General features: G+C 72.5%; 18 protein-coding genes. 11 read left to right on the top strand and 7 right to left on the bottom strand.

All coding sequences use genetic code 11. The features are described from left to right. Positions 1-124: 124 nt before the first annotated feature. Together ACGFT2_RS30310 and ACGFT2_RS30305 are read left to right on the top strand one after the other, a co-directional pair. Complete coding sequence (locus tag ACGFT2_RS30310) at positions 125-1,150, top strand: ATP-binding cassette domain-containing protein (RefSeq protein ID WP_393284329.1); 1,026 nt, start codon at positions 125-127, stop codon at positions 1,148-1,150. Next, on the top strand, positions 1,147-1,968 hold the full coding sequence (locus tag ACGFT2_RS30305; RefSeq protein ID WP_393284327.1) for an ABC transporter permease: 822 nt from the start codon (positions 1,147-1,149) through the stop codon (positions 1,966-1,968). The genes ACGFT2_RS30310 and ACGFT2_RS30305 overlap by 4 nt, the downstream gene beginning before the upstream one ends. Positions 1,969-1,979: 11 nt before the next feature. On the opposite strand, the gene ACGFT2_RS30300 is transcribed toward ACGFT2_RS30305, so the two are convergent. Next, a complete protein-coding gene (locus tag ACGFT2_RS30300) occupies positions 1,980-5,234 on the bottom strand; it encodes a BTAD domain-containing putative transcriptional regulator (RefSeq protein ID WP_393284324.1) in 3,255 nt (1,084 codons plus the stop codon). 203 nt (positions 5,235-5,437) lie between these two features. On the opposite strand from ACGFT2_RS30300, the gene ACGFT2_RS30295 reads away from it, so the two are divergent. Continuing rightward, positions 5,438-6,238, top strand: coding sequence for a site-2 protease family protein (locus tag ACGFT2_RS30295; RefSeq protein ID WP_393284321.1), 801 nt, complete (start codon positions 5,438-5,440; stop codon positions 6,236-6,238). On the opposite strand, the gene ACGFT2_RS30290 is transcribed toward ACGFT2_RS30295, so the two are convergent. Genes ACGFT2_RS30290 through ACGFT2_RS30280 form a run of 3 tightly spaced genes read right to left on the bottom strand, consistent with a single transcriptional unit; the run spans position 6,228 to position 8,300 of the window. Then, a complete protein-coding gene (locus ACGFT2_RS30290; RefSeq protein ID WP_393284318.1) occupies positions 6,228-6,470 on the bottom strand; it encodes a hypothetical protein in 243 nt (80 codons plus the stop codon). The genes ACGFT2_RS30295 and ACGFT2_RS30290 overlap by 11 nt on opposite strands. Positions 6,471-6,483: 13 nt before the next feature. Continuing rightward, on the bottom strand, positions 6,484-7,188 hold the full coding sequence (gene npdG, locus ACGFT2_RS30285) for an NADPH-dependent F420 reductase (RefSeq protein ID WP_393284315.1): 705 nt from the start codon (positions 7,186-7,188) through the stop codon (positions 6,484-6,486). Continuing rightward, positions 7,185-8,300 (bottom strand): exo-alpha-sialidase, encoded by a 1,116-nt coding sequence (locus tag ACGFT2_RS30280; RefSeq protein ID WP_393284312.1) that lies wholly within the window; start codon positions 8,298-8,300, stop codon positions 7,185-7,187. Before ACGFT2_RS30280 ends, npdG begins: the two co-directional genes overlap by 4 nt. Before the next feature lie 107 nt (positions 8,301-8,407). Between ACGFT2_RS30280 and ACGFT2_RS30275 the strand changes: the two genes are divergently transcribed. Continuing rightward, positions 8,408-9,004 carry a hypothetical protein gene (locus tag ACGFT2_RS30275; RefSeq protein WP_393284309.1) on the top strand — a complete coding sequence of 199 codons (597 nt, stop codon included), beginning with the start codon at positions 8,408-8,410 and terminating at the stop codon, positions 9,002-9,004. Between the two features lie 138 nt (positions 9,005-9,142). Further along, entirely contained in the window at positions 9,143-10,435 is a 1,293-nt protein-coding gene (locus ACGFT2_RS30270; protein WP_393284306.1) for an MFS transporter, read from the top strand. Here ACGFT2_RS30270 and ACGFT2_RS30265 read toward each other — a convergent pair whose 3' ends face one another. After that, entirely contained in the window at positions 10,436-10,669 is a 234-nt protein-coding gene (locus ACGFT2_RS30265) for a hypothetical protein (protein WP_393284303.1), read from the bottom strand. 60 nt (positions 10,670-10,729) lie between these two features. On the opposite strand from ACGFT2_RS30265, the gene map reads away from it, so the two are divergent. Beyond that, positions 10,730-11,587 carry a type I methionyl aminopeptidase gene (map, locus tag ACGFT2_RS30260; protein ID WP_393284300.1) on the top strand — a complete coding sequence of 286 codons (858 nt, stop codon included), beginning with the start codon at positions 10,730-10,732 and terminating at the stop codon, positions 11,585-11,587. 139 nt (positions 11,588-11,726) lie between these two features. Continuing rightward, on the top strand, positions 11,727-12,374 hold the full coding sequence (locus tag ACGFT2_RS30255) for a heme oxygenase (biliverdin-producing) (RefSeq protein ID WP_393284297.1): 648 nt from the start codon (positions 11,727-11,729) through the stop codon (positions 12,372-12,374). A gap of 139 nt (positions 12,375-12,513) precedes the next feature. On the opposite strand, the gene ACGFT2_RS30250 is transcribed toward ACGFT2_RS30255, so the two are convergent. After that, complete coding sequence (locus ACGFT2_RS30250; RefSeq protein WP_393284294.1) at positions 12,514-12,711, bottom strand: hypothetical protein; 198 nt, start codon at positions 12,709-12,711, stop codon at positions 12,514-12,516. A 117-nt stretch (positions 12,712-12,828) separates the two neighbouring features. Next, positions 12,829-13,512 (bottom strand): PhzF family phenazine biosynthesis protein, encoded by a 684-nt coding sequence (locus tag ACGFT2_RS30245; RefSeq protein ID WP_393284291.1) that lies wholly within the window; start codon positions 13,510-13,512, stop codon positions 12,829-12,831. Positions 13,513-13,915: 403 nt separating this feature from the next. On the opposite strand from ACGFT2_RS30245, the gene efeO reads away from it, so the two are divergent. The 4 genes from efeO to ACGFT2_RS30225 are packed head-to-tail and all read left to right on the top strand — an operon-like array spanning position 13,916 to position 18,159. Next, positions 13,916-15,052, top strand: coding sequence for an iron uptake system protein EfeO (efeO, locus tag ACGFT2_RS30240; RefSeq protein WP_393284288.1), 1,137 nt, complete (start codon positions 13,916-13,918; stop codon positions 15,050-15,052). 19 nt (positions 15,053-15,071) lie between these two features. Then, on the top strand, positions 15,072-16,331 hold the full coding sequence (gene efeB / locus ACGFT2_RS30235) for an iron uptake transporter deferrochelatase/peroxidase subunit (protein WP_393284286.1): 1,260 nt from the start codon (positions 15,072-15,074) through the stop codon (positions 16,329-16,331). Positions 16,332-16,334: 3 nt separating this feature from the next. Beyond that, positions 16,335-17,207, top strand: a complete 873-nt coding sequence (gene efeU, locus ACGFT2_RS30230) for an iron uptake transporter permease EfeU (RefSeq protein ID WP_393284283.1) — start codon at positions 16,335-16,337, stop codon at positions 17,205-17,207. Further along, positions 17,167-18,159: a hypothetical protein gene (locus ACGFT2_RS30225; protein WP_393284281.1), complete on the top strand. Its 993-nt coding sequence runs from the start codon at positions 17,167-17,169 to the stop codon at positions 18,157-18,159. The genes efeU and ACGFT2_RS30225 overlap by 41 nt, the downstream gene beginning before the upstream one ends. Positions 18,160-18,212 lie beyond the last annotated feature (53 nt).

Here is an 18,212-nt window from a genome sequence, read left to right as displayed (position 1 = left end):
TCGGCGGGCTGCCGCCGTTTTGGGGCCCGTACGCGGTGGCCACCGACAGTCCGCCGACGGGCTGTCGGTGCCCTGTCGGTGGGCTGTCGGTGGTTTGTCGGTGGGACCTGGCACCTTCTTCGTCATGACGCGAATCGATGACAACCCCGCCGGCGGGAACCACGCCGTGTCCGTTCGGGGGCTGGTCAAGCACTACGGCGAGACCAAGGCGCTGGACGGCGTCGACCTGGACGTGCGCCAGGGCACCGTGATGGGTGTGCTCGGACCGAACGGCGCCGGCAAGACCACCCTGGTACGGATCCTGTCCACCCTGATCACCCCGGACGCCGGGCAGGCCACCGTGGCCGGCTACGACGTCGTACGGCAGCCGAGGCAGCTGCGCCGGGTGATAGGGCTGACCGGACAGTACGCCTCGGTGGACGAGAAGCTGCCGGGCTGGGAGAACCTGTACATGATCGGCCGGCTGCTGGACCTGCCCCGCAAGGAGGCCCGCGCCCGCGCCGACGAGCTGCTGGAGCGGTTCTCCCTCACCGAGGCCGCCAAGCGCCCGGCGAGCACGTACTCCGGTGGTATGCGCCGCCGGCTGGACCTCGCCGCCTCGATGATCGGCCGCCCGGCCGTGCTCTACCTGGACGAGCCGACCACCGGACTCGACCCCCGCACCCGCAACGAGGTGTGGGACGAGGTGAAGGCGATGGTCGGCGACGGCGTCACCGTGCTGCTCACCACCCAGTACATGGAGGAGGCCGAGCAGCTCGCCTCCGAGCTGACCGTCGTGGACCGCGGCAAGGTCATCGCGAGCGGCGGCATCGAGGAGCTGAAGGCCCGGGTCGGCGGCCGCACCCTGCGGGTGCGCCCGCTGGACCCGCGGGAGCTGCGGCCGCTCGCCGACATGCTGGACGAGCTGGGCATCACCGGGCTCGCGGCCACCACCGTGGACACCGCGACCGGCACCCTGCTGGTGCCGATCCTCAGCGACGAACAGCTGACCGCGGTGGTCGGCGCGGTCACCGCGCGCGGCATCACGATCTCCTCCATCACCACCGAACTGCCCAGCCTGGACGAGGTGTTCCTGTCCCTCACCGGCCACCGCGCCAGTGCCCCGCAGGACGCCACGCCCGCCGAATCCCGCGAGGAGGTCGCCGTATGAGCGCCACCACCATCCCGTCCGCCGGCATGGCGGGCGACGCCCGTATCCCGCTGCGCGGGCATCTGCGGCACACCGGAGCGCTCGTCCGGCGCAACCTGCTGTGGATCCGGCAGGACCCGGAGTCGATGTTCGACGCGATCCTGTTCCCGGTGATCTTCACCCTGCTGTTCGTGTACGTCTTCGGCGGCTCGATCGGCAAGGCCATGGGCGGCGGACAGGACCAGTACGTCCAGTACATCGTGCCCGGCCTGATGGCCATGATGGGCATGAACATGGCCCAGGGCGTGGGCACCGGCTTCAACCAGGACTTCAACTCCGGTGTCATGGACCGCTTCCGCTCGCTGCCCATCGGCCGCGGTTCCGTGCTCTTCGCGAAGATCGCGGTGGAGCTGATGCGGATGCTGTTCGCGACCACGGTGCTGATGGTGGTCGCCGTCCTCGTGGGCTACGACATCCACCACTGGAGCGGTCTGCTGGCCGCCGTGGGATTGTCCGTGGTGTTCGGCTCGTCGCTGATGTGGGTGTTCCTCACGCTCGGCGTGATCATGAAGAGCGCGCAGTCCGTGCAGGCCATGGGCTTCCTGGTGCTGATGCCGCTGCAGTTCGGCTCGTCGATCTTCGCGCCGACCGCCTCGATGCCGGGCTGGCTGCAGAACTTCACCGACTACAACCCGCTGTCCGCGCTGGCCGACACCGCGCGCGGCCTGATGGAGGGCGGCCCGGTCGCGCACGACCTGTGGGTCACGCTGATCTGGTCGGTCGGGCTCACCGCGGTGATGGCGCCGGTCGCGATCCACAAGTTCCGTACGAAGAGCTGACCCACGCCGGTTCAGAGCAGGGCGGTGGCCTCCGCGAGGGAGAGGCCACCGCCCTCGGCGTATGCGGCCTCGTACGCGGCCCCGTCGAGCTTCCGCCGGATCCGGGTCTCGGCCAGCTCCTGCCCGAGGCGCTCCAGGCGGGACAGGGCGTGGCCGGCCGGCAGCAGGGCGGTGGCGGCGGACAGGCAGCGGGCGGCGTCACCGGCGCGGTCTGCGTCGTCGAGGGCGGTCAGGGCCATCGCCCCGACGGCGAGGCAGAGGGAGTGCAGGTGCGGGGTGAGCGTCTGGGAGAGGGGGTCGGTGGCGAGCCCCAGGGCCCGGCGGACCTTCTGCAGGGACTCTTCGCCCTGGCCCTCGACGGCGTCCATCAAGGCCTCCTGGCACAGGATCAGCGCGTCGAAGACGACGAAGTGGGCGATCTTGAACTCGTCGCGCAGCTGCCGGAGTTGCTCGCGCGCCTCGGGGACGCGGTCGCTCAGCCCCAGCCAGCCGGCGAGGAAGAGCCGGGCGGCCGGCATCCCTTCGTTGTGGGTGCCCTCCTGGCTCGCGATGACGTCGCGGAGCAGCCGTTCGCCGCGCTCGGTGTCGCCCGACTCCAGGTAGGCGCTGCCCAGGCGGGCGCGGAGCACGGCGATCTGGGCGCGGGCACCGAGGCGTGCGGCGTGGTCGATGGCCGCCTTGTAGTCGGCGGCCGCCTCCTGGTGGGCGCCTCCGCGTTCATGGGCCTCGCCCCGGGCGGACAGCGCCTCGGCGGTGCCCCACTCGTCGCCGAGGCGGCGGTAGATCCGCAGGGCCTCGTCGGCGTCCCGGAAGGCCTCTCCCGCCGATTCGGTGCGGTTGGCGAGCACGTTGGCGCGCATCTGCAGGGAACCGGCCAGCTCCCATTCGAAGCCGGGGGTGTCCCGGCAGGTCCGCACGGCGGCGTCGATGATCGTGTTCAGCCGTTCCGCACCTCTGGTGAGCATCTCCGCGAAGAACCACGCCATGCCGGGGGCGCGGCAGGACTGCGGGAGGCCGGGCTCGTAGACCTGGGTGATGACACGCAGCTTGGCCTGCGCCTCGGGGGTCTGCCAGGCCTGCAACTCGGTGTCCATGCAGGCGAGATGGGCCAGGTGGAGGCCGCGCCGGGCCTCGGCGAGCAGTTCGCCGGTCAGCGGGGGCGGGGTGTCGGTGCACCGCTGCCAGACCGGACGGGCCCTGCGCACCGGCTCGGTGAACGGGTCGGGGCCGAGCGCCATCACCTCCTCGGACCAGCCGCGGCACTCGATGCGCAGATCGCGCATCTGCCAGTACCAGACCAGGGACAGCACCAGGGAGAGCCCCTCCTGCTCGTCGCCTAGGGCGACGGCGTGCCGCAGCGCGGTGCGCAGGTTCTCGTACTCCCGCTGGAACCGTTCGATGGCGGTGCGCTGCTCCGGGCCGCGCAGCAACGGGTCGGTGGTGCGGGCGAGTTCGCGGTAGTACGTCAGATGGGCGCGTTCGGCCCCGGCACGGCCGCCGGTCTCGTCGAGCCGTTCGGCGGCGTACTCCGCGACGGTCTCCAGCAGCCGGTAGCGCATGGTGCCGTCCGCCGACGGGGCGGCCACCACGAGGGACTTGTCGACCAGGGAGCCGAGCGCGTCCAGCGCGACCGGGCCGCACACGGCCTCGGCGGCGGCCAGATCGCAGCCGCCCGCGAAGACGGACAGCCGCGACAGGACGTCCCGTTCGTCCGCGTCCAGCAGGTCCCAGGACCAGTCCACGACGGCGCGCAGGGTCTGCTGGCGGGGCAGCAGGGTGCGGCTGCCGGAGGTGAGCAGCCGGAAGCGGTCGTCGAGCCGGTCGGCTATCTGCCGGGGGGTGAGCATGCGCAGCCGGGCGGCCGCCAGCTCGATGGCGAGGGGCAGGCCGTCGAGCCGACGGCATATCTCCGCGCAGGCCCCGGGGTCGTCCGCGACGCGGAATCCGGGCCGGGCCGCAGCGCCCCGCTCGGCCAGCAGCCGCAGCGCGACCGGCTCGGGCAGCGGCTCCACCGGCCGCACCAGCTCCCCCGGCACCCCGAGGGGCTCGCGGCTGGTGGCGAGGACGGTCAGTTCCGGGCAGCGGGCCAGCAGGCGCTCGGTCAGCCGGGCGGCCGCCTCGATCACGTGCTCGCAGTTGTCCAGGACGATCAGCATCCGGCGCCGGGCGCAGTGCTCCACGAGCCGCTCGACGGGGCCGTGCCGGTCCGAGACCGCACGCATGCCCTCCACGCCGGCTCCGTGCAGCACGGTTTCGCGGGCGCCGATGGCGGTGAGCACGGCCTGCGGTACGGCGTCCGGGTCGTCCACGGGAGCCAGTTCGGCCAGCCACACCCCGTCCCGGGCGGTGTGCCGTACCGCCTCGGCGGCCTCCTGGGACAGCCGGGTCTTCCCGGCGCCGCCGGGCCCGAGCAGGGTGACCAGGCGGGCCGTGGCGAGATCGGCGCCGATCGCCTCGATGTCGGCCTCCCGGCCGACGAAGGAGGTGAGCCGGGCGGGCAGGTTCCCGGTCCGGGCCGCGGGCTCCGCGTCCGCGGGCGCCTCGCTCAGCAGCTCGGCGTGCAGGGCGCGCAGCTCGGGGCCGGGATCGGAGCCGAGCCGGTCGGCGAGCAGCCGGCGTACGTCCTCGTAGCCGGCGAGCGCCTGGGCGGGCCGGCCGGCGGCGCGCAGGGCGCGCAGTCGCAGCGCCTGCAGCGGCTCGTCCAGCGGGTGGCCGTCGCACAGCGCGGTCAGCTCGGGCAGCGACTGCTCGGCCTGCCCGAGGGCGAGGGCGGCGGTGTGCCGGGCGCGCAGCGCGTCGAGCCGGCGGGTCTCCCAGCGGGCCGCCTCGGCGGTGTGGCCGGGCAGGTCGGCGAGGGCGGGACCGTGCCACAGGGCGAGGGCGTCGTCCAGGACGCCGGCGGCCTTGGCCGGGTCGCCGTCGGCGAGGGCGCGCAGGCCGTCGCCGGTGAGCCGTTCGAAGCGGGTGAGGTCGACGTCGTCGGGGGTGGCGGTGAGCCGGTAGCCGCCGTCGGCGGAGGCGACGGAGTCCGCGCCGAGGGTCCGCCGCAGCCGGCCGACGAGCGCCTGGAGCGCGCCGCCGGCGTCGGCCGGCGGATCGGTGTCCCAGACCTCCTCGACCAGTACGCCGACCGGGACGGTCCGGCCGGCCCGCAGCGCGAGCACGCCGAGCAGGGCACGCAACCGCGCCCCGCCGACCGGGACGGCCGTGCCGTCGGGGCGGATTGCCTGAGTGGTGCCGAGCAGCTGATAACGCACGGGGTCCATTGTCTCCGGAGCCTTCAACACCGGTCACGGGGCTCACCCGGCGCGGCGCCGGGGACGTCGAGGGCGTCCTCGTGGAACACCCTCATCCGTGCCGTTCCCTCACCTTCCAGGAACCGGGCGGCCGCCGCGAGACGTTTTCCCGTTGCGTGCGCGGCCGGTACGGTCGCAGTCCCCGATCGTCCCCCGTACCCAGGAGTCCGCCCATGACCACCGCCACCACCCGCCACGGCGATCGGCGGGTCAGTCCCGTGTTCGTCGGGATCCTGGCCGTGACGGCGGTGACGGGGTGGGCCACCTGGACGGGGTTCGCCGCTCAGCCGGGCATCGCGGTGTTCCTGTTCGTCACGGCGGCCTGGATCGTCTCCCTGTGCCTGCACGAGTACGCGCACGCGCGCACCGCCCTGCACAGCGGCGACATCTCGGTCGGCGCCAAGGGGTATCTCACGCTGGACCCGCTGAAGTACACGCACGCGCTGCTGAGCATCGTGCTCCCGGTGCTGTTCGCGATCATGGGCGGGATCGGTCTGCCGGGCGGAGCGGTGTTCATCGAGCGCGACCGCATCAGGGGCCGCTGGCGGCACAGCCTGATCTCGGCGGCCGGCCCGCTGACGAACGTCCTGTTCGCCGCCGTGTGCACCGCGCCGTTCTGGCTGCACGCGCTGGACGGGGTGCCCCGCGACTTCCGGTACGCGCTGGCGTTCCTCGCCCTGCTCCAGGTGACGGCGGCCATCCTGAACTCCCTGCCGGTCCCCGGCCTGGACGGTTACGGCGTCATCGAGCCGTGGCTGTCGTACCGGCTGAAGCGGCAGGTGGAGCCCTTCGCGCCGTTCGGTCTGCTGTTCGTGTTCGCGTTGCTGTGGGTGCCGTCGGTCAACAGCGCGTTCTTCGACGTGATCGACGCGATCCTGCGCGGTCTGGGCATCGACGTGCGCGACCGGTACTGCGGACAGCAGCTCTACCGGTTCTGGACGGGCACCGACGAGTACTGCTCGATCAGCCCGTGACGGAACCGCTTCGGGCCGCCTCGGCCTTGCCGCGCTTGAGGTAGTACCAGGTCATGTTGGACGTCAGGCCCGCCAGCAGCACCCAGACGATCCCCAGCCAGCTGCCCTGGACGAAGGAGACGACCGCCGCGGTGACGGCGAGGACGCAGACGATCAGGGTGTAGAGGGCGATGCGGGGCATGGGGGCCGGCTCCTTGCGGGGGACACTGCTACGACGACCAGTGTCCCCCATCGCTTCGCAGGGCTCACACGTCGGTGAGGCGCAGCCCGGCGTGTGCCTTGTACCGGCGGTTGACGGAGATCAGGTTCGCGACGAGCGACTCGACCTGGTGGGCGTTGCGCAGCCGGCCCGCGAAGATCCCCCGCATGCCGGGGATGCGCCCGGCCAGCGCCTGCACGATCTCCACGTCGGCGCGCTCCTCGCCGAGCACCATCACGTCGGTGTCGATCTGCTCGATCTGCGGGTCCTCCAGCAGGACGGCGGACAGATGGTGGAAGGCGGCGGTGACCCGGGAGTCCGGCAGCAGGGCGGCGGCCTGCTCGGCGGCGCTGCCCTCCTCCGGCGTGAGGGCGTAGGCGCCCTTCTTGTCGAAGCCGAGCGGGTTGACGCAGTCCACGACGAGCTTGCCGGCCAGGTCCTCACGCAGGGACTTCAGCGTGTCGCCGTGGCCGTCCCACGGTACGGCGACGATCACGATGTCGCTGCGGCGCGCGGTCTCGGCGTTGTCGGCGCCCTCGACGCCGTGGCCGAGTTCCGCGGCGGCGGCCTGCGCCCGCTCGGCGGCCCGCGAGCCGATGATCACCTTCTGGCCGGCCCGGGCGAGCCGGTAGGCGAGGCCCTTGCCCTGCGGCCCGGTGCCGCCGAGCACGCCGACGACGTACCCGGAGACGTCGGGCAGGTCCCAGGGGTCCTTGGCGGGGGCCTTCTGTGCGCTGTCGGTAGAGGTCATGGCCCCGACTCTACGTGCGTCGCGGGACCGGCACCGGCTCTCTCCAGCAAGCGCACGGGCACCCGGCGGAAAGTGATCGTCTCGTACGCGCCGAAGTCGCCCGTCTCGTAGAGGAGCCCGACCGTGCCCCGGTCGACGCGGACCAGGTCGGAGTAGGCGGCGGGCAGTCCGTCGACGGTGTGCGCGGTGCGCCAGGTGGTGCCGCCGTCGGTGGAGACCCGCAGGGTCATCAGGGCGCGGGCCGCGGGGTCGGCCGGGGCGGAGAACAGGAGCAGGTCGGGGTCGCGGAGCTGGAGGACGGCGGCCTCGCAGACCGGTGCGGTGAGCCCGGCCTGCGGCCGGAAGGGCTTGTGGAGTGTCCGCCCGCCGTCCGCGGAGTGGGCGTCCGCGCGGTTGCCGGGCGACGGGGAGTCGTTGCGGGTGTTGAGGTAGACGCGGCCGTCGGGGAGTTCGGCGGCGGTGGTCTCGTTGACGTTGACGTAGCCGTCGGTGTTCTCGTCGAGGTAACCGAGGTACCAGCTCTCGCCGCGGTCGTCGCTGAGCAGGCAGTGACCGCTGTTGTACTTCGCCTCGGCGCCGGTGTCGGTGCCGGTGGGCGGCAGGGTGTGGTTGGCCGGTACGAGGACGCGGCCGGTGCTCAGCTGGAGTGCGTGCCCGGGTGTGGTGGCGTACCAGCGCCAGCCGGGCTTCTTCACCTGCCCGGTGATCTCCCTGGGTGCGGACCAGGTGGCACCGTCGTCGTCGCTGTGCTGCACCCACACCCGCCGCCCGTCGGCGTCCGCGACCTGTCCGCGCAGGATGGCGGCCTCGGTGGCGCCGGCCGCGGCCCGGACGTGCACGAGCAGGATCCGGCCGGTGTCGAGCACGACGGGGGCGGGATTGCCGGCCAGGTTCTCGCCGTTGCTCGCGGCGACGGACAGCGGCCCCCAGGTGCGGCCGCCGTCCGTGGACCGCTTCAGCACGATGTCGATGTGCCCGTGGTCGGCCGCGGAGTCGGCCCGGCCCTCGCAGAAGGCGAGCAGTGTGCGGTCGCGGGTGACCACCACCGCCGGGATCCGGAAGGCGGCGTATCCCTCTTGGCCCGCGCGGAAGGGGACGGTCGCGTCGGTCATCGGGCGGCTCCTCGTAGGGGGGCGATGATGCGTCACCGTCCCCGGGGCGGGCGAATTCGGGGTGAACTCGGCGTCACAAGTGCCCGTCTGCGGCAGGATGCGGGCCCATGGACGCCGTACGGGTCGCATTGCTGCGGGAAGTACTCGCCGGGACCGAGTGGGTGGGGGCCACCCGGAGGTTCGCCGGGCTGCTGCGCGGGTCGGTGGTGGCGCACGGGGGCGGGCTGCTGCTGGTGGGCACGCCCGAGTACGAGCCCTGGCACCTCGCCGCCCACCTGGTGGACGAGGCGGCCTGGTCGGGCACGCCGGAGCTGAAGCCGACGCTGGTACGGCAGCACGGGAGCCCTGCCGGCCCGGCGCACCTGGCGGTGGGGCCGGGCCGGATCACGGCGGCGCGGCGCGGCGAGACCCTGCTGGTGGTGGCGCCGGAGGAACCCGCGGAGCTGCTGGAGCGGGTGCACGACGCGCGGCGGGCCGGGGTCACGGTGCTGGCGCTGGGCGCCGGCGGCGGCGATCTGGCCGCGATGGCCCACGACACGCTGGCGGTGCCGGAGGGGGCGGAGCTGGACCTGGACAGCGTGCAGCACCTGGTCAGCGCGGCGGCCGGCGAGAACGCGGGCTCCACGAGGACACGCCGGGGCCTCCGGGACCGCCTGTCCCGGCTGGCGGACACGCTGACGTCCCCGCCACCGGCCCCCTGGTGACGTCACCAGCCGGACACGGAGGACGTACCGGCCGGGGGCCTGTACCGGCCGGGGGCCTGTACCGGCCGGGGGCCCGTGCCGGCCGGGGGCCCGTGAAAATCGGTTGCCCGGTGGGGCCGGGCCGTCGAGCATTCATCGGTGACCCGTGCTCTGCTCCCCGACCTCTCCCCCTGGAAGGCCTCCGCCGATTTCCGGCGGCTCTGGAAGTCGGGGCTGATCAGCGGCTTCGGTAGTTTCCTGACCTTCGTCGCCCTCCCCGTCCAGCTGAAGGACCTCACCGGCTCCGCGGCCGCCGTGGGCGCGGTCGGCGCTGTGGAGCTGCTGCCGCTCATCGTGTGTGGGCTGTACGGCGGCGCCCTGGCCGACGCCCTCGACAAGCGCGGGCTCATCCTGTGGACCGAGGCCGGCCAGGGCCTGCTCAGCGCCGCTCTGCTGCTGAACGCCCTGCTGCCGCACCCCGCGGTCTGGCCGCTGTACGCCGTCGCCGCCCTCTCCTCCGCCCTGGTCTCCGTGCAGCGCCCGGCGCTGGACTCCCTGTGGCCCCGGATCGTCGCCCACGACGACATGCCGGCCGCGGCCTCGCTGAACTCGCTGCGCTGGACCGTCGGCGGAGTCGCGGGCCCCGCGGTCGCGGGCGTGGTCGTCGCCTACGCGGGGCTCGGCTGGGCGTACGCGGCCGACCTGCTGACCTTCGCCGTCTCGCTGGCGTACGTCGTGCGGATCGCCCCCTCACCGGCGTCCGAGGAGGCCGCGAAGCCCTCGCTCGGAGCCGTCGCGGAGGGCGCCCGGTACGCCTGGGGCCGCAAGGAGCTGCTCGGCACGTACGCCGTCGACCTCGCGGCGATGTTCCTGGCCATGCCCATGGCGGTGCTGCCGTTCCTGGCCGACGAGCTGCACGCCGACTGGGCGCTCGGGCTGATGTACGCCGCTCTGCCGGCCGGAGCGCTGCTGGTGAGCCTGACCAGCGGCTGGACCTCGCGGGTCCACCGGCACGGGCTCATGGTGGTGCTGGCGGCCGCCGGCTGGGGGCTGGCGGTGGCGGCGGCCGGCGTCTGCGGGAACGTCTGGCTCGTCCTGCTCCTCCTGACCGTCGGCGGCGGCTTCGACATGGTCAGCGGGGTCTTCCGGGCCGCCATGTGGAACCAGACGATCCCGGACGAGCTGCGCGGCCGGCTCGCCGGGATCGAGCTGCTGTCCTACTCCGTCGGCCCGCAGCTCGGCCAGGTCCGGGCGGGCGGTCTCGCCGCCTGGGCCGGTGTGCGGACCTCGGTCTGGTCCGGCGGGCTGGCGTGCGCGGGCGTCATGGGCCTGCTCGCGCTGTGCCTGCCCGGTCTGATGACGTACGACGCCCGGACCAACGAGCACGCGGTACGGATGCGGCGACGGCGCACCGCCGCCGCGGAGACCACCACCGCGGAGACCGTCGGCTGATCAGTCGGGGTCGCTCTCGCCGCGCGCGGACGCGTCGTGCCAGCGTGGGTCGTTCTCCCACTCGAGGTTGCGCTCGCGTGCCGTCTCCATCGCGGCCTGCGCCTCCTGCCGGGAGGCGTACGGCCCGAAGCGGTCCTTGCCCGGACAGTCCGGGCCCTCCTCGACCTTCTTGTGCTCCAGGCAGTAGAACCATTCACCCGGCTTGCCGGCGGTGCGCTTCTTGAACAGGGCCATAGGGGCAGCTCCTCTCGCCATCGACATGTTCCCCCATGTCCGCTCGATAGACTCGCCGGCATGTCTGGCCAGTCGCTGCTCGTACCAGGGGAGCTGTCCCCCGTCCGTTCCGTTCCCGGAAACATCCGCCGCCCCGAGTACGTCGGCAAGCCCGCGCCGGCGCCGTACACCGGGCCCGAGGTGCAGATCCCGGAGACCATCGAGGCCATGCGGACCGCCGGCCGTATCGCCGCGCGGGCGATGGCGGAGGCCGCGAAGATCATCGCGCCCGGGGTCACCACGGACCGGTTGGACAAGGTCGCGCACGACTACATGTGCGACCACGGCGCCTACCCGTCCACGCTGGGCTACCGCGGCTTCCCCAAGTCGCTGTGCACCTCGGTCAACGAGGTCATCTGCCACGGCATCCCCGACTCGACCGTCCTCAGGGACGGCGACATCGTCAACCTGGACGTCACCGCGTACATCGGCGGGGTGCACGGCGACAACAACGCCACCTACCTGGTGGGTGAGGTGGACGAGGAGTCCCGGCTGCTGGTGGAGCGCACCCGCGAGTCCCTGAACCGCGCGATCAAGGCGGTGAAGCCCGGCCGGCAGATCAACATCATCGGCCGGGTCATCGAGTCGTACGCCAAACGCTTCGGCTACGGGGTGGTCCGGGACTTCACGGGCCACGGGATCAACTCGTCGTTCCACTCCGGGCTGATCATCCCGCACTACGACAGTCCGCACGCCACGACGGTCATCCAGCCCGGCATGACCTTCACGATCGAGCCGATGCTGACGCTCGGCACGCACGAGTACGACATGTGGGACGACGGCTGGACGGTCGTGACGAAGGACCGCAAGCGGACCGCCCAGTTCGAGCACACCCTGGTGGTGACGGACACCGGCGCGGAGATCCTGACCCTGCCGTGACCGCGGCCCGGCCCGCCCCCACCTGCCGGGGGCGGGCTTTCTCTTGTACTCTTTTACCGACAGCCTGTCGGCAACGTTACCGACACGAGGTCGCCAAGGCGCGCTGACTTAGGTAAGTCTTACCTCAGAGGATGTGGTCATGGACTCCTTCTCGTCCCTCATCCGCACCGCGTCGCACGAGCAGCACCTGGCAGCGGAGACCACGACGTTCATGAGTGACCTGCTCGGCGGCCGGCTGGGCGTGGACGCCTACGCGCGCTACACCGAGCAGCTGTGGTTCGTCTACGAAGCCCTGGAGGGCGCGGCCGGGCGGCTGACGGCGGATCCGGTGGCCGGGCCGTTCGTCCGGCGGGAGCCGCTGCGGCTGCCCGCGCTGGAGCGGGACCTGGCGCACCTGCGGGGGCCGGGCTGGCGGCAGGGGCTGAGCGCCCTGCCGGAGACCCGGGCGTACGCGAACCGGGTCCAGGAGTGCGCCGACGGCTGGCCGGGCGGTTACGTCGCCCATCACTACACGCGCTACCTCGGCGACCTGTCGGGCGGTCAGATCATCCGCGACAAGGCGGAGAGGACGTGGGGCTTCGCCAGGAAGGGCGACGGCGTCCGCTTCTACGTCTTCGAGGAGGTCGGCAACCCGGCCGCGTTCAAGCGCGGCTACCGCGAGCTGCTGGACGGGATCCGCGCGGACGACCTGGAGAAGCAGCGGATCGTGGGCGAGTGCAAGCGGGCGTTCGCGCTCAACACGGCCGTCCTGCGGGCCCTGGGCGAGGAGTTCCCGCTGTCCGCGTGAGTTCCGGGCACGTGAGTTACGGAGACGTGGGGTTCCGGAGACGTGGGGTTCCGGAGACGTGGGGTTCCGGACGCCTGAGGTCCGGAGACGACCGGGCCCTCTCGGCGCGCAGGACGCGCGCGAGGGGGCCCGGTTCCGGTCAGCGAAGGTAGTCGCTGCAGTGGGCGCCGCTCCAGGTCACGTGGTTGTAGGCGGAGGTGAGTTCGCCGGCGTACGGGCTGCAGACGGCGTCGTCGGCCGTGCCTGCGTCGTGGTTGGCGGCACTGGCCGTCGTCGCGCCGGTGGCGGCAAGGGCGGCGGCCAGGACGGTCGCGGCCAGGACGGAACGGATGCGCATGGTGCTCCTCTCGGGGAGGCTGAGTGGTCACGCGAGAGGTCCCCGTTCGCCTTCACCCGCACACGCGGGTCCACCCGAACGGCGCCCGTGTCACCACCCGGGCGCCCGCGCACGCCGTCATCGCTCCAGGTGGACCCGGCCGCCGACCTCGACCCACCCGTGCGGCTGGGGAGCCGTGAGGATCTGGGACCCCGCGCCCTGGGTGATGTTCAGCGCCCGGCCCAGCAGGTCGGTCAGCAGCAGGGCGGCCGCACCGGTCGCCTCGTCCTCGCCGATGCCGTCGCCGCGGCCGGGAAAGGCCCGGGCCCGCACCCGGCCCGCCGCCTCGTCCTGCCAGGCCCAGGCGTAGAGCCCCTCCCCGACTTCGCCCGGGAGGACCCCCGCCTCGCCTGGCTCCCCAGGCGCGGGCAGCTCCAGTGCGTCCACCTCCGCGGCGCTCGCGTACCGGCGCAGGGTGCGCGGCCGGGCCCACTCCGCGCGGGCCTCGATCCAGGTGAACTCGCCGTCGAGCCGGGTCCCGACGACCCCGGCGGGGGTGACCAGTTCGGGTACGTCCAGCAGCCAGGCCGCGCCCACGCAGGGGCGACCGGCGAAGGGCAGCCGCAGCGTGGGCGAGTAGACGTCGATCACCCCGCGCTCGGGGTCGTCCACGAACACGGTCTCGCTGAAGCCGAGCTTGGCCGCCAGCGCCTGCCGGTCCCCGCGCTCGGGCACCACCGAGCCGTCGCGTACGACGCCGAGTTCGTTGCCGTAGCCGCCGTCCGGTCCGCAGAAGACACGGAGTACGTCGTAGTCAGTCACCGGTGAATTGAAGCATCGCGGCCCCGGCGAGCGCGTCCGCCGCCCAGCCGCGCGGCACCGGACCGCCCGGCCCCGGACCACGCTCCCGGAGCCCGAACCGGCCGCCGGGTCCCGGCGGCCGGCCCGTCCGGCGAGGTCGTCACCGAGCGGCTGTTGCCGGAAATCCACGGACTGCCCGTCGACGTCGTCCCGCATCCCCGCACGGGCGCCCTCCCCGTGAGCCTCCGCCGCGCTCCATGACCCGGGTTTCACCCCGGCTCGAGGGCCGTTGCGAGCCTTCGGCAGCAGGCCGTGCCCGTGAGGTCTCCGTGAGAGCTGAATCACTGCCCCCAGGGGTAGTGGTGAGGTAAGCCTCATGTAAGTTAGGGCAGCCTCACCAAATCGTCCTTGCTTGGAGCCCCGCATGCGAGCCGTCCGACTCACCGTCACCGCCGCCGTCGCCACGGCAGCTCTGACCGCCCTCACGGCCTGCACGGCGAAGAGCGACGCCACGGACGGTGACGCGATCCAGGTCACCGCGGCCGACTCCACGTGCGAGACGTCCGCCAAGTCGGTACCGGCCGGCCAGGTCACCCTGGAGATAGCGAACAAGGGCTCCAAGGCCACCGAGGTCGAGATCCTGTTCCCGGACGACCGGATCGTCTCCGAGAAGGAGAACATCGGGCCGGGCACCAAGTACACGCTGACCGCCGAGGTGAAGGCCGGCGCGTACGAGATCGCCTGCCGTCCGGGCATGAAGGGCCACGGCGTCCGGCAGAAGCTCGAGGTGACCGGCTCCGGCCGGACCGCCGGGCGCGACCCGAAGCTCGACCAGGCCGTCGCCCGCTACCGCCAGTACGCCCAGGACCAGGCCGACGCCACCGTGCCGCTCACCGAGGCCTTCGCCAAGGCGATCAAGGACGGCGACCTCGACGCCGCCAAGAAGGCCTACGTCCCCTCCCGCCTGGGCTGGGAGCGCACCGAGCCGGTCGCCGAGTCCTTCGGTGACATCGACCCCAAGACCGACACCCGCGCCGACGGCCTGGAGAAGGGCCAGAAGTGGACCGGCTGGCACCGGCTGGAGAAGGCCCTCTGGCAGGACAGGAAGATCGGCGCCGAGGAGAAGACCCTCGCCGGCCAGCTGGTCGGCGACCTGAAGGACTGGCAGAAGCGGGTCGGCAAGGCCGAGATCACCCCGTCCTCCATGGCCAACGGCGCCAAGGAACTGCTCGACGAGGTCGCCACCGGCAAGGTCACCGGCGAGGAGGACCGCTACTCGCACACCGACCTGGCCGACTTCAAGGGCAACGTCGAGGGCGCGCAGAAGGCCTACGAGCTGCTGAAGCCGGTCGCCGCGAAGAACGACGCGGCGCTGGCCAAGGAGCTGGACAAGCAGTTCACGGCGCTGAACACGCTGCTGGACAAGTACCGCTCGGACAAGAACTCCTACGACTTCGTCTCCTACGACAAGGTCACCGACGACCAGCGCAAGGAGCTGTCGGACGCGGTGAACGCACTCGCCGAGCCGCTGTCGAAGCTCGCCGCAGCGGTCGTCAAGTAAGCGGAACGGGAGCAGGGCGATGACCGAGACTCAGAACGGCCGGGGCACAAGCCCCTCGCGGCGGGCGCTCATCGGCTGGGGCGGTGCCGGGCTCGCGCTCGGTGCCGCGACGGCCGGCGGCGCGGTGGCGATGGCCAGGGCCGGCGACGACGTCGACCCGGCCGGCGCCGAGACGGGCGGCGCGGTGGAGTTCCACGGCGCGCACCAGGCCGGCATCGCCACTCCCGTGCAGGACCGGCTGCACTTCGCCGCGTTCGACGTGAAGACCGAGGACCGCGCCGAGTTCGTGCAGATGCTCAAGGACTGGACGCGGGCGGCGCGGAAGATGACCGCGGGTGAGCCGGTCGGCGAGGGCGCCTACGGCGGGCTCGCCGAGGCCCCGCCGGACGACACCGGCGAGGCCCTCGGGCTGAAGCCGTCCCGGCTGACCCTGACCATCGGGTTCGGTCCGGCGCTCTTCGAGAAGTTCGGCCTGAAGGACGAGCGTCCGGCGGCCCTGGTCGACCTGCCGCAGTTCCCCGGCGACAACCTGGACAGGTCCCGCACCGGCGGCGACCTGTGCATCCAGGCCTGCGCCGACGACCCCCAGGTCGCCGTGCACGCCATCCGCAACCTGGCCCGCATCGGCTTCGGCAAGGTCGCCATCCGCTGGTCCCAACTGGGCTTCGGCAAGACCTCCTCGACCACTCCGGACGCCCAGACCCCGCGCAATCTCATGGGGTTCAAGGACGGCACACGCAACATCGCGGGGACGGAGACGGACCGCCTGAAGAAGTTCGTGTGGGCCGGCGACGGGGACGGCCCCGGCTGGATGACCGGGGGGTCCTACCTGGTCGCCCGCCGGATCCGCATGAACATCGAGACCTGGGACCGCACGTCGCTGCAGGAGCAGGAGGACGTCTTCGGCCGGGACAAGCGCGAGGGCGCCGCGGTCGGCAAGGCCAGGGAACGCGACGAGCCGTTCCTGAAGGCGATGAAGCCGGACGCGCACGTGCGCCTCGCACACCCCGACTCCAACGGCGGGGTCACCATCCTGCGCCGCGGCTACTCCTTCACCGACGGCACCGACGGCCTCGGCCGGCTGGAGGCGGGCCTGTTCTTCCTGGCCTACCAGCGTGACGTGCGCAAGGGGTTCATCCCCCTGCAGCGCAGGCTGTCGGCGCAGGACGCGCTCAACGAGTACATCCAGCACGTGGGTTCGGCGGTCTTCGCGGTACCCCCCGGTGTCCGGGACTCCGGCGACTGGTGGGGCCGGACGCTGTTCTCGAAGGAGGCGTAGCCCGTGTTCTCCAACTACCTGATCGGCCTGCGCGAGGGACTGGAGGCGTCGCTCGTCGTCTGCATCCTGATCGCCTACCTGGTCAAGACCGGCCGGCGGGACGCCCTGAGGCCGATCTGGATCGGCATCGGCATCGCCATCGCCATCGCGATGGGCTTCGGCTGCGCCCTGGAGTTCGGCTCCCAGGAGATGACGTTCCAGGCGCAGGAGGCGCTCGGCGGCTCGCTGTCCGTCGTCGCCGTCGGCCTGGTGACCTGGATGGTGTTCTGGATGCGGCGCACCGCCCGGCACCTGAGGTCGGAGCTGCACGGCAAGCTGGACGCGGCCCTCGCGCTCGGTACGGGCGCACTGGTCGCCACCGCGTTCCTCGCGGTGGGCCGGGAGGGCCTGGAGACCGCGCTGTTCGTGTGGGCGTCGGTGCACGCGGCCTCCGACGGCACCCCGCGCCCGCTGGTCGGTGTCGCCCTGGGCCTGGCCACCGCGGTCCTGCTCGGCTGGCTGTTCTACCGGGGCGCCCTGAAGATCAACCTGGCCAGGTTCTTCACCTGGACCGGCGGCATGCTGGTCGTGGTCGCGGCGGGCGTGCTGGCGTACGGCTTCCACGACCTGCAGGAGGCCGGCTGGATCCCGGGCCTGACCGACCTGGCCTTCGACATCAGCGACACCGTCGAGCCGGACAGCTGGTACGGGACGCTGCTCAAGGGTGTGTTCAACTTCCAGCCGGACCCGACGGTCGTCCAGGTCACGGTGTGGCTCCTGTACCTGGTCCCGACGCTCGCGATCTTCTTCGCCCCGGTAGGGTTCGCCTCCGGGAAGGGGAAGGTGAAGGAGCCCGATGACCAGGGAGCACAGCCGTCGACGCCTTCGCAGGCGTGACCGTAACGCACTCATAGCGGCCTCGCTGACCGCTTTGTCGCTGATGGCGAGCGGATGCGTGGTGGTGCACGGGGAGCGGGTGCGGCTCCCCGCCGCCACCCGGGCCGAGGCCGCCAGGGCGCTCACCGCTTTCACGGACGCCTACAACAAGGCCGACAAGGCCAACGACAGCTCCCTGGACGCCCCCTACGTCACCGGAGCCCTCGCCGACATCGACTCCGCGCGGCTGCGGGCGGGCCACGTCAACAGCCCTTCGGGAAACGCCGCTCACACGCCGCTGAAGCTGTCGGACGCGAAGTTCACCATCCCGAAGAAGGCCGGCTGGCCCCGCTGGTTCGTCGCCGACGCCCGGGGCAACAAGGGCGGCGACTACCGCTGGCTGCTGGTGTTCACGCGGGACGGACTCGGCGAGCGCTGGCAGGTGGCGTCTTTGACCTTCATCACGCCCGGAGCCGTACCCCGCTTCCGGACGGACCCGGACGGCTGGGCCGAGGCCGTCCCGGCCGGCTCTCCGGAACTGGCCGTGCCGCCGCAGGATCTGAGCAAGCGGTACACGGCCTATCTGAAGAGCGGCGGCAAGGACTTCGCGGACGGCCCGCACACCAGCACCCTGCGCGGCGCCCGCGCGTCCGCGGCGAGGAAGCCCGGTCTGGTCCGGCAGTTCATCGACGAGCCGCTCGTCCACGGCGACTACGCGCCGCTGGCGCTGCGCACGGCGGACGGCGGGGCGCTGGTCTTCTTCGCCACGCACCACTACGAGAAGCAGACCGCCGCCGCGGGCACCTCGGTGCCGGTCGCGAACAAGGACGTGCGGGCCCTGACCAAGGGCGAGGTGAAGCAGTCCCTGACGCTGGAGTCGATGGCCGACGAGGCCGCCGTGGACCCGGCCGGCAGCGGTCCGGTGCGGATCTTGGGGCGGCTGGCGGGACTGACCTCCGCGCAGGGCGAGTGACCGCCGCCCGAACCCGGCGTCCGGAGGTGAGCACGCACCGGCCGCCGCGGACG

It is taken from the genome of Streptomyces sp. NPDC048514 (assembly GCF_043199955.1).
GTDB lineage: Bacteria > Actinomycetota > Actinomycetes > Streptomycetales > Streptomycetaceae > Streptomyces.
This window is presented reverse-complemented; position numbering and strand designations above follow the sequence as displayed.

Bases quoted from the DNA above. Each gene is read 5' to 3' on its own strand.
- npdG (WP_393284315.1), bottom strand. From the start codon at position 7,188: ATGACCTCTACCGACAGCGCACAGAAGGCCCCCGCCAAGGACCCCTGG.
- ACGFT2_RS30290 (WP_393284318.1), bottom strand. From the start codon at position 6,470: ATGGGGGACACTGGTCGTCGTAGCAGTGTCCCCCGCAAGGAGCCGGCC.
- ACGFT2_RS30275 (WP_393284309.1), top strand. From the start codon at position 8,408: ATGGACGCCGTACGGGTCGCATTGCTGCGGGAAGTACTCGCCGGGACC.
- map (WP_393284300.1), top strand. From the start codon at position 10,730: ATGTCTGGCCAGTCGCTGCTCGTACCAGGGGAGCTGTCCCCCGTCCGT.
- ACGFT2_RS30310 (WP_393284329.1), top strand. From the start codon at position 125: ATGACGCGAATCGATGACAACCCCGCCGGCGGGAACCACGCCGTGTCC.
- ACGFT2_RS30255 (WP_393284297.1), top strand. From the start codon at position 11,727: ATGGACTCCTTCTCGTCCCTCATCCGCACCGCGTCGCACGAGCAGCAC.
- efeO (WP_393284288.1), top strand. From the start codon at position 13,916: ATGCGAGCCGTCCGACTCACCGTCACCGCCGCCGTCGCCACGGCAGCT.
- ACGFT2_RS30305 (WP_393284327.1), top strand. From the start codon at position 1,147: ATGAGCGCCACCACCATCCCGTCCGCCGGCATGGCGGGCGACGCCCGT.
- ACGFT2_RS30280 (WP_393284312.1), bottom strand. From the start codon at position 8,300: ATGACCGACGCGACCGTCCCCTTCCGCGCGGGCCAAGAGGGATACGCC.
- efeB (WP_393284286.1), top strand. From the start codon at position 15,072: ATGACCGAGACTCAGAACGGCCGGGGCACAAGCCCCTCGCGGCGGGCG.
- ACGFT2_RS30295 (WP_393284321.1), top strand. From the start codon at position 5,438: ATGACCACCGCCACCACCCGCCACGGCGATCGGCGGGTCAGTCCCGTG.
- ACGFT2_RS30265 (WP_393284303.1), bottom strand. From the start codon at position 10,669: ATGGCCCTGTTCAAGAAGCGCACCGCCGGCAAGCCGGGTGAATGGTTC.
- ACGFT2_RS30250 (WP_393284294.1), bottom strand. From the start codon at position 12,711: ATGCGCATCCGTTCCGTCCTGGCCGCGACCGTCCTGGCCGCCGCCCTT.
- ACGFT2_RS30225 (WP_393284281.1), top strand. From the start codon at position 17,167: ATGACCAGGGAGCACAGCCGTCGACGCCTTCGCAGGCGTGACCGTAAC.
- ACGFT2_RS30300 (WP_393284324.1), bottom strand. From the start codon at position 5,234: ATGGACCCCGTGCGTTATCAGCTGCTCGGCACCACTCAGGCAATCCGC.